General features: G+C 52.2%; 8 protein-coding genes. 1 reads left to right on the forward strand and 7 read right to left on the reverse strand.

Annotation, left to right across the window (positions count from 1 at the left end):
• Positions 1–36: 36 nt before the first annotated feature.
• Entirely contained in the window at positions 37–453 is a 417-nt protein-coding gene (locus tag VFK44_03390) for a thioesterase family protein (GenBank protein HET7627412.1), read from the reverse strand.
• Positions 432–1,031: a TetR/AcrR family transcriptional regulator gene (locus tag VFK44_03395; GenBank protein HET7627413.1), complete on the reverse strand. Its 600-nt coding sequence runs from the start codon at positions 1,029–1,031 to the stop codon at positions 432–434. Before VFK44_03395 ends, VFK44_03390 begins: the two co-directional genes overlap by 22 nt.
• A gap of 101 nt (positions 1,032–1,132) precedes the next feature.
• Between VFK44_03395 and VFK44_03400 the strand changes: the two genes are divergently transcribed.
• Positions 1,133–2,119, forward strand: coding sequence for an MBL fold metallo-hydrolase (locus VFK44_03400; protein ID HET7627414.1), 987 nt, complete (start codon positions 1,133–1,135; stop codon positions 2,117–2,119).
• 315 nt (positions 2,120–2,434) lie between these two features.
• Here VFK44_03400 and VFK44_03405 read toward each other — a convergent pair whose 3' ends face one another.
• The 5 genes from VFK44_03405 to VFK44_03425 all read right to left on the reverse strand — a co-directional run.
• Positions 2,435–4,039 (reverse strand): long-chain fatty acid--CoA ligase, encoded by a 1,605-nt coding sequence (locus VFK44_03405; GenBank protein HET7627415.1) that lies wholly within the window; start codon positions 4,037–4,039, stop codon positions 2,435–2,437.
• 136 nt (positions 4,040–4,175) lie between these two features.
• A complete protein-coding gene (locus tag VFK44_03410) occupies positions 4,176–5,186 on the reverse strand; it encodes a zinc-binding dehydrogenase (protein HET7627416.1) in 1,011 nt (336 codons plus the stop codon).
• 19 nt (positions 5,187–5,205) lie between these two features.
• Positions 5,206–5,967 carry a 3-hydroxyacyl-CoA dehydrogenase gene (locus tag VFK44_03415; protein ID HET7627417.1) on the reverse strand — a complete coding sequence of 254 codons (762 nt, stop codon included), beginning with the start codon at positions 5,965–5,967 and terminating at the stop codon, positions 5,206–5,208.
• Positions 5,968–6,183: 216 nt separating this feature from the next.
• Entirely contained in the window at positions 6,184–7,335 is a 1,152-nt protein-coding gene (locus VFK44_03420) for a thiolase family protein (GenBank protein HET7627418.1), read from the reverse strand.
• 19 nt (positions 7,336–7,354) lie between these two features.
• Positions 7,355–8,093 (reverse strand): M3 family metallopeptidase (locus VFK44_03425; GenBank protein HET7627419.1); only part of this gene is annotated, 739 nt, incomplete at its 5' end.

Genomic DNA, 8,093 nt, shown 5'->3' on the forward strand with positions numbered 1-8,093 from the left:
GCCGTCCTTCCTTGAAATCGCTGCATCCTACTCACCTCACGCTTTCGCGTCTTCGTGCACGAAGTATTTGCCGAGTTGCCGCCGCCAAGCATCCGGAATCGGTTTGCTTTTTTGTTCCTCAAAATCAAAATACACGAGCACGGATTCGCCTTTGGCGACAAGCTCTTTCGTTTCGCTGTCGTAAATCGGCTGCACGAGCGTAAAGCTCGAATTGCCGATCCGTGATACGTATGTAGCGACCGTCAATTTTTGATCAAAAAATGTTTGCGCGACGAAATCGCATTTAATCGACGCAAGAATGAGCTGCCAGCCGTCGTAGGAATTTTCAACGTCGATCTCTTTAATAAACTGCACACGCGCATGCTCCAAATAGGAAAAATAGTTGGCGTTGTTCACATGGCCAAGTAAATCCGTTTCACCAAAGCGAACCGTTAATTCGATTTCGTGCTGCATTGGAAATGCCTCCCCGGTTGAATCATTCCATTTAAAATGAGTTCAGTGTATATGACGGCGACGTCTTGATCAGGAATCGTCCCGTTTGGATCAAACCAAAAATAACTCCAGTTGCACATGCCGAGAATCGCAAAAGTGACGATATCGGCTGGCAAATCATTGCGAAACCGCCCTTCAGCAATGCCATTTTCAATCAAGTGCTGTAAATTGTCACGGAACTGATCTTGCTCCTTCAAAACGCGAACGACTTGATCTTGCTCCAAATTGCGCATCTCGCGAAAAAAGATTCGTGCCGCGGCTCCTTGCTGATCGATGTTGGTCACAAGCATACGCACGATCTCGAAAATCTTTTCACTCGCGTCCATGCATTCGTCAGCCAAAATCCCGTGTTCCTGCTTTAATAATCCTTCGATAAAATGAAGCTGAATATCCATCAATACTTGCTGCTTTGAATCAAAATAATAGTAAAACGTGCCTTTCGTGACGCCGAGGACGTCAACGATGTCTTGGACGGACGTTTCGCTGTAGCCTTTTTTCCCGAACAAATCGATGGCCGCTTTCATTAATTTTTCTTTCAAAATGCATGCCCTCCCGCGGGATACTGACCGGTTGGTATGTTACACTAACCTTAGTTTATGCCATAAAATAAAGAAACTCAAACGAAATGGACGGTGCACGGATGACTTACGAAAGAATTGGCCCGATCGAGATCGTTACCGGGGAAAACAACAGTCACGTCCCCTTTTCTACATCATTGCTGATTCACGGCAAAGACGAAGACGCGCTCATCGATTGCGGCGGCGGTGAAACAGCTTTCCGCTACTTGCAGCAGCAAAACATCCAAGCGTTGTTTATGACCCATTACCATATTGACCATGTATGGGGGGCGTACTTGTTTCCGAACGCACGAAAAGCGATTAATGAGATCGATGTAAAAAAAATCAATGACCCGATTGAGCTGGCGAAAGCCGGCGGTCGTTTTGCTTTGCTCGGAGAAGACGGCGCGAAAAAAGAAATTGAGCAGCAGCTGAAAAAATCGGATGACGGCACACTGAAGCCGCGCTGGGCGCAGGTGATCGGCCTTACACAAGATTCGTACGCCTATGAAAAAGAAATCGAAGCGGCCGGTACGAAAATGATCATGCTTCATACACCGGGGCATACCGAAGGCTACTGTACGCCGTACTTCCCTGAACACGGCGTGTTGTTCGTCGGTGACTTTGACCTCACGTCGTTCGGCCCTTGGTATAACGACGCCGATTCTGACATCGATGCGTTTTTCAAATCGGCAGAGCGTACACTCGATGTCGACGCGGAAACGTTCGTGACCGCGCACCATAAAGGCACCTACAGCCGGCAAGCGTACCGCGAGCGGCTGCATACGTACATGAACAAGATTCGCGAGCGCGAAGAAAAAACAAAGATTGCTGTACAGAACGGCGTTCATCCGAAAGACATCGTCTATGAAGAAATTTTTTATTTCCGCAAAAATCACCGGGCAACCCCGCGGCTGCTCGGCTCAGAAATTATCGGCATCGCCAAGCACCTCGAGCACCTCATCAAAGCCGGCTTGCCGTTCAAAGACTACTTCCACGAATTTTGCGCATATCACGGTTTACACGCCGAATGGCTCAATTACAAAAAGGCTGACGCCAAAAGCCGTTGAACAACGACTTTTGCACATCAGCCATCCTTTCGCGACAGAGAATCGCTCAATTTAATCTTATCAACCTGAGATTTTCGGTCACACCGAAAATTTCCGATTCGATTTGAACGGAATCGCTCATGAGAAACGCTATTTCGCAAAAAGAAGCGGGTTTGAAATGTTATCGCTCACTGACGACCTTATTGTGCGCATTCCCCCGAAAATTGCCATGATTTTCGGGGGATTTCCAAAAATAAGGCCGCTCATGAGCGATTTCTCCTCGCACCACGCCGTTTTCATCGAAATAAGGCCGCTGGTGAGCGATTCTCTCACCCTTTATTTCAAGTAATCTTTGAATGTCTCGCGCAGTTGCCGTTTCAAAAACTTGCCGACCGATGTTTTCGGGATTTCTTTTACAAAAACGACGTCATCCGGCACCCACCATTTCGGAAACTGCTCCCGCAAATGTTCGAGCAAACTTTCGGCCGATACTTGACCATCTTCTTTCAACACGACGGCCGCAAGCGGCCGTTCTTGCCATTTCGGATGCGGAACGGCGACGACCGCCGCTTCGAAGACGGCTTCATGCGCCATGAGCGCATTTTCCAAGGCGACCGAAGAAATCCACTCGCCGCCACTCTTCACGAGATCCTTCGTCCGGTCAACGATCGTTAAATTGCCTTCTTCGTCAATCGTGACGATGTCTCCCGTGTGAAGCCAACCGTCGCTGAACGCTTCCTCGCTTCTTTCGTCCTTGAAATATTCATCAGCGATCCACGGACCGCGCAACAGCAGCTCACCCATCGCTTTCCCGTCATGGGCAACCTCCCCGTTGTCATCGACGACACGCACCTCCAACCCGGGCACGATCATGCCTTGCGTCGCCCGAATTTGAATCTTGTCTTCGTCGGGCAAATCTTGCTGATACGTTTTCAGGCGCGCCACGGAAGCGATCGGCGACGTTTCCGTCATGCCGTAAGCGTGAATGAACGGAATCCCGTACTTCTCTTCATAGGCGCGGATTAAGCTTTTCGGCGCCGCCGATCCGCCACAGACAACGGCTCGCAAACTATCCGTCTTATAATTGCCACTCTCCAACACCTTCATCAACCCGAGCCAAACCGTCGGAACGCCGGCGGTAAATGTTACTTTTTCAGATTGGATGAGTTCCGCCAAAATTTGCGGCGTCACTCCAGGTCCCGGCAACACGAGCGTCGTTCCGAGCATCGTCGTCGTATACGGAATACCCCAGGCGTTCACATGGAACATCGGAACGACCGGCATGCACACGTCCGATTCGGAAAGCGCGAGCGTATCGGCAAGCGCGGAAGCAAAACAATGCAATACGGTGCTGCGGTGTGTGTACTCAACCCCTTTCGGCTTTCCAGTTGTCGCAGAAGTATAGCACATGCCGCACGGCTCGTTTTCGTCGAGATCACTAACGAAGGCAAAGTTTGCATCTCCGTCCGCGACAAGCTGCTCATACGCATAAGCCGGCGAAAGCGTCGTTTCGGGCGGTTCTTTTTCATCCGATAAAATGACAAAAGCTTTCACGGTCTTGAGCTGATCACGCACCTTTTCGACCATCGGCACGAAAGATTCATCGATCAACAACACGCGATCTTCAGCATGATTGATGATGTAGGTCAAATGTTCCTCCGGGAGACGGACGTTGATCGTGTGCACGACCGCCCCCATGCACGGTGCCGCAAAATAAGCCTCCAAATGCCGATGGTCATTCCACGCCAGCGTGCCGACACGGTCGCCGCGCTGAACGCCGAGTTTTTCCAGAGCACTCGCAAGCGCCCTCGTTCTACTCCCAATTTCTCGATAGGACAATCGTTTAATGCCTGTCGACGTGCGGGAAACAACCGTTTTTTTCGAAAAATACGTTTCCGCCCGTTCCAAAAGCGAATTCACCGTCAGTGGGACGTTCATCATGTCGTATTCAGCCCCTTTTTTTAATAAAATAAATGTTGCCGACGTCGAAGCTTTGCTGCAGGGTCACGGCGCGATGCACAGCAGTAAATGTAAGCGCTTTCTCGTCTATTTGAAAAAGAACCCCCGAGAGATTGTATTAATCTTCAGGGATTTCGAGTACAATTTTACCGAAATTCTCGCCGTTCTCCATGCGAGTTTGCGCCTCTGCCGCGTCTTCCAACGCGTACGTCTTGTCCAATACAGGACGAATCTCATGCTTCGTCACGAGCGCAAGCATTTGCCGAAACTCCTGCGGGCTGCCCATCGCTGTTCCGTATAACGTGATGTCTTTCAAGAACAACTTCGGAATGACAAGCTTTGGAACCGGTCCGCGAGTGGCACCGAAGCTGACGATCCGGCTCCCGTTGTTGCCGAGCGACAACAGCTTTTCAAAAACGTCGCCGCCGATGCTGTCGATCGATAAATCGATGCCGCCGGTCATTTTTTTCAACGTTTTCGACCAGCCGTCCTCACTGTAATTGACACCGTCAACGGCGCCGAACTGCTTCGCTTTCTCGATTTTTTCATCCTTGCTCGAGGACACGTACACTTTCGCGCCAAGCGCTGCGGCAAATTGCACGAGAAACGTCGCAACGCCTCCGCCTACACCGGGGACAAAAACATGCTCGCCTTCTTTAACTTGTCCTTTTGTAACAACCGCCCGGTAAGCGGTCACGCCGGCAAGCGGCAAAGCCGCTGCCTCCTCCCAGCTCAAATGTTCCGGCTTTGAAAACACATTTTCCGCCGGCACTTTCACATATTGCGCATACGTCCCGTCTGAAGGGACACCGAGAATTTGAAACGCCGCACTTTTCTTATGAATGTCGTTCCCCCAGTTCATGCCCGGATTAATCACAACCGCTTCCCCGGGCGCCGTCGATTCCACTTCCGTTCCAACGGCAACCACTTCACCGGCACCGTCCGAACCTGGAATCGCCGGCAGCTCAATGCCGGGATATTGTCCGTACGTAATAAAGACATCACGCCGGTTCAATGCGGCATTTTTTAACCGGACGAGCACTTCTTTCGGCCCCGGTTCCGGGATCGACACGTCCTCGAATTGCAGCTGTTTCGGTCCGCCTAATTCTCTCAATACGATCGCTTTCATGTTCTCCCTCCTCAAAGCTTCAGCTTAAGCGAATCGCTCCGTCGAGCCGGATCACTTCCCCGTTCAACATCGGATTTTCAACGATGCTTTGCACAAACTTCGCATATTCCGCCGGCTTGCCGAGCCTTGACGGAAACGGCGTCATCTTACCTAACACTTCGCGCGCCTTATCCGGCAGCGTCTCAAACATCGGCGTTTCAAACACACCTGGCGCGATCGCCGTCACGCGAATGCCATATCCGGCAAGATCGCGCGCGATCGGCAGCGTCATACCGACGATGCCGCCTTTCGACGCGCTGTACGCCGCTTGACCGACTTGCCCTTCATACGCCGCCACCGACGCCGTATTAATAATGACGCCGCGGCTGCCGTCTTCATCCGGCGCGTTGTTCACCATCTGTTCGGCGGCGAGCCGAAGCACATTGAATGAGCCGACCAAATTCACTTGAATGACCTTCTGAAACGAATCCAGGCGATGCACGCCTTTCTTCCCAAACGTCTTTTCAGCGATCGCCACGCCGGCGCAATTCACCACAACCCGAATCTCACCGAACGCATCCGCGGCATTCGCCGCCGATGCCCTCACCGAATCCTCATCGGTCACGTCCGTTTTGAAAAAACGGACGTTTCCGCCGAGTTCGGCTGCCAGTGTCTCGCCTTTTTCCGTTTGCACGTCAAAGATCGCAACCTTCCCGCCTTCGGCGGCAACGCGCCTCACTGTCGCCTCACCGAGGCCGGATGCACCGCCGCTCACAATCGCTGTACAGTCGCTCAACTTCATCCGCTTCGCCTCCTTATCCGATTCGCTCATGACTGGCCTTATTTTCGAGTAAAAGATCCGGTTTGAAAAATATCGCTCACTGAACTTCTTATTTCCCTTCAAAACCCGAAAATGCGGCGGATTTTCGGGGGATTTAAGAAAATAAGCCTTCTCATGCGCGATTTCACTTGGAAAACCGGACTTTTCATGAAAATAAGACGTCTGGTGCGCGTTATGCTATCCGATTCGCTCAATGATCGTCGCGTTTGCCATGCCATGGCCTTCGCACATCGTTTGCAAGCCGTAACGCAGCCCGCGCCGCTCCATTTCATACAACATTGTACACATGAGACGCGTGCCGCTCGCGCCGAGCGGATGCCCGATCGCGATCGCACCGCCGTTCACGTTCATCTTCGCCGGATCGGCGCCCGTTTCTGCCAGCCAAGCGAGCGGGACGGGCGCGAACGCTTCATTCACTTCGAAAATGTCGATGTCGGCGAGCTGTAAGCGCGCCTTCTGCAACACCTTCTCGGTCGCCGGAATCGGCCCCGTCAACATAAGCGTCGGGTCCGAGCCGACGACGACGCGGGCGATGACGCGGAAGCGCGGCTGCAGCCCGAGCGCTTCCGCTTTCTCACGCGACATGAGCAGGACGGCGGAAGCGCCGTCGCTGATTTGGCTCGCGTTTCCGGCCGTGATGATGCCGTCTTCTTGAAACGCCGGCTCGAGCGACGCCAATTTATCCAAACTCGAATTGGCGCGCGGTCCTTCGTCTTTCGTCACACTCACGCGCTCGCCGTCGGCACCCGTCACCTCAACGGGCATGATTTCACGGTCGAAACGGCCGGCTTTTTTGGCGGCCAATGCTTTCTCATGGCTTTCGAGCGAGAATTCATCGAGCTGTTGGCGGCTGAATCCCCACTTCTCGGCAATTTTTTCCGCCGAGATGCCTTGGTTCACCATGTCATAACGCGACGTCAACTGAGGACTGAGTTCGACGCCTTGCCGGCTCGAAAGCATTGGAACACGCGTCATATGCTCGATGCCGCCTGCGACGACGACATCCATGTCGCCGCTCAAAATCGCTTGCGCCGCAAAATGCACCGCTTGCTGGCTCGATCCGCATTGGCGGTCGAGCGTCGTCGCCGGCACTTCGACCGGATAGTCGGCGATCAACGACGCGATTCGTGCGACGTCATACGATTGCTCGCCGACTTGTGAAACGCAGCCGTAAATGACGTCTTCGATAACTCCTGGGTCGATGCCAGTACGTCTCACAAGCTCCCGCAACGGTTCGGCAGCCAAGTCATCGGCACGAACCGTGCTAAATGCGCCTTTTCTTCTTCCGACAGGCGTTCTAACTGCTTCGACGATAACGGCTTCACGCATCACGACATCTCCCTTTCTTTTATAAACTTAAATCGTCCGTTTTGCTCAAATAGTCATCAATTGTGCCGATGACCGATTTCACACAGCCGTCTGCAAACGGCGATATCAAATTCGCGCTCTCCGCCAATTTTGTGAACGAATATTGGCCGCCGAGCTTGCACAATTTGCGATAATCTTCCCAAGCGGCTTCACGGTTTTCCTGCATTCTTTTCCAAAACTGAAATGCACACACTTGCGCGAGCGTATAGTCAATGTAATAAAACGGCGCCTCATAAATGTGGCCTTGCTTCTGCCAAAAGCCGCCGGCTTGCAAATAAGCATTATCTTCGTAATCGAGATGCGGCAAATATTCTTTTTCCAGCTCGCTCCACTTCTGTTTCCGCTCTTCCGGAGTTGCTTCCGGGTGCTCATAAACGAAATGCTGGAACTCGTCAACGGCTACGCCGTACGGGATGAACTGGAGCGCATCGCTTAAATGACTGAATTTGTATTTCGCAGTATCTTCGCCGAAAAAGCTCTCCATCCACGGCCAAGCGAAAAATTCCATGCTCATCGAATGAATTTCTGCGGCTTCCATCGTTGGGAATTGATATTCCGGCACCGACAAATGACGGCTCGAATACGTCTGAAAAGCATGACCGCCTTCGTGGGTCAAAACGTCGATGTCGGCAGACGTTCCGTTAAAATTAGAAAAAATAAACGGTGCCTGGTGGTCGGCCAAGTATGTGCAGTAACCGCCGCCGGCTTTCCCTTTTTTC

Source organism: Bacillales bacterium (genome assembly GCA_035700025.1).
Taxonomy (GTDB): domain Bacteria; phylum Bacillota; class Bacilli; order Bacillales; family DASSOY01; genus DASSOY01.

Excerpts from the sequence above, each read along its gene's own strand:
- VFK44_03390 (HET7627412.1), bottom strand. The coding sequence starts at position 453 with ATGCAGCACGAAATCGAATTAACGGTTCGCTTTGGTGAAACGGATTTA.
- VFK44_03400 (HET7627414.1), top strand. The coding sequence starts at position 1,133 with ATGACTTACGAAAGAATTGGCCCGATCGAGATCGTTACCGGGGAAAAC.
- VFK44_03405 (HET7627415.1), bottom strand. The coding sequence starts at position 4,039 with ATGATGAACGTCCCACTGACGGTGAATTCGCTTTTGGAACGGGCGGAA.
- VFK44_03410 (HET7627416.1), bottom strand. The coding sequence starts at position 5,186 with ATGAAAGCGATCGTATTGAGAGAATTAGGCGGACCGAAACAGCTGCAA.
- VFK44_03415 (HET7627417.1), bottom strand. The coding sequence starts at position 5,967 with ATGAAGTTGAGCGACTGTACAGCGATTGTGAGCGGCGGTGCATCCGGC.
- VFK44_03420 (HET7627418.1), bottom strand. The coding sequence starts at position 7,335 with ATGCGTGAAGCCGTTATCGTCGAAGCAGTTAGAACGCCTGTCGGAAGA.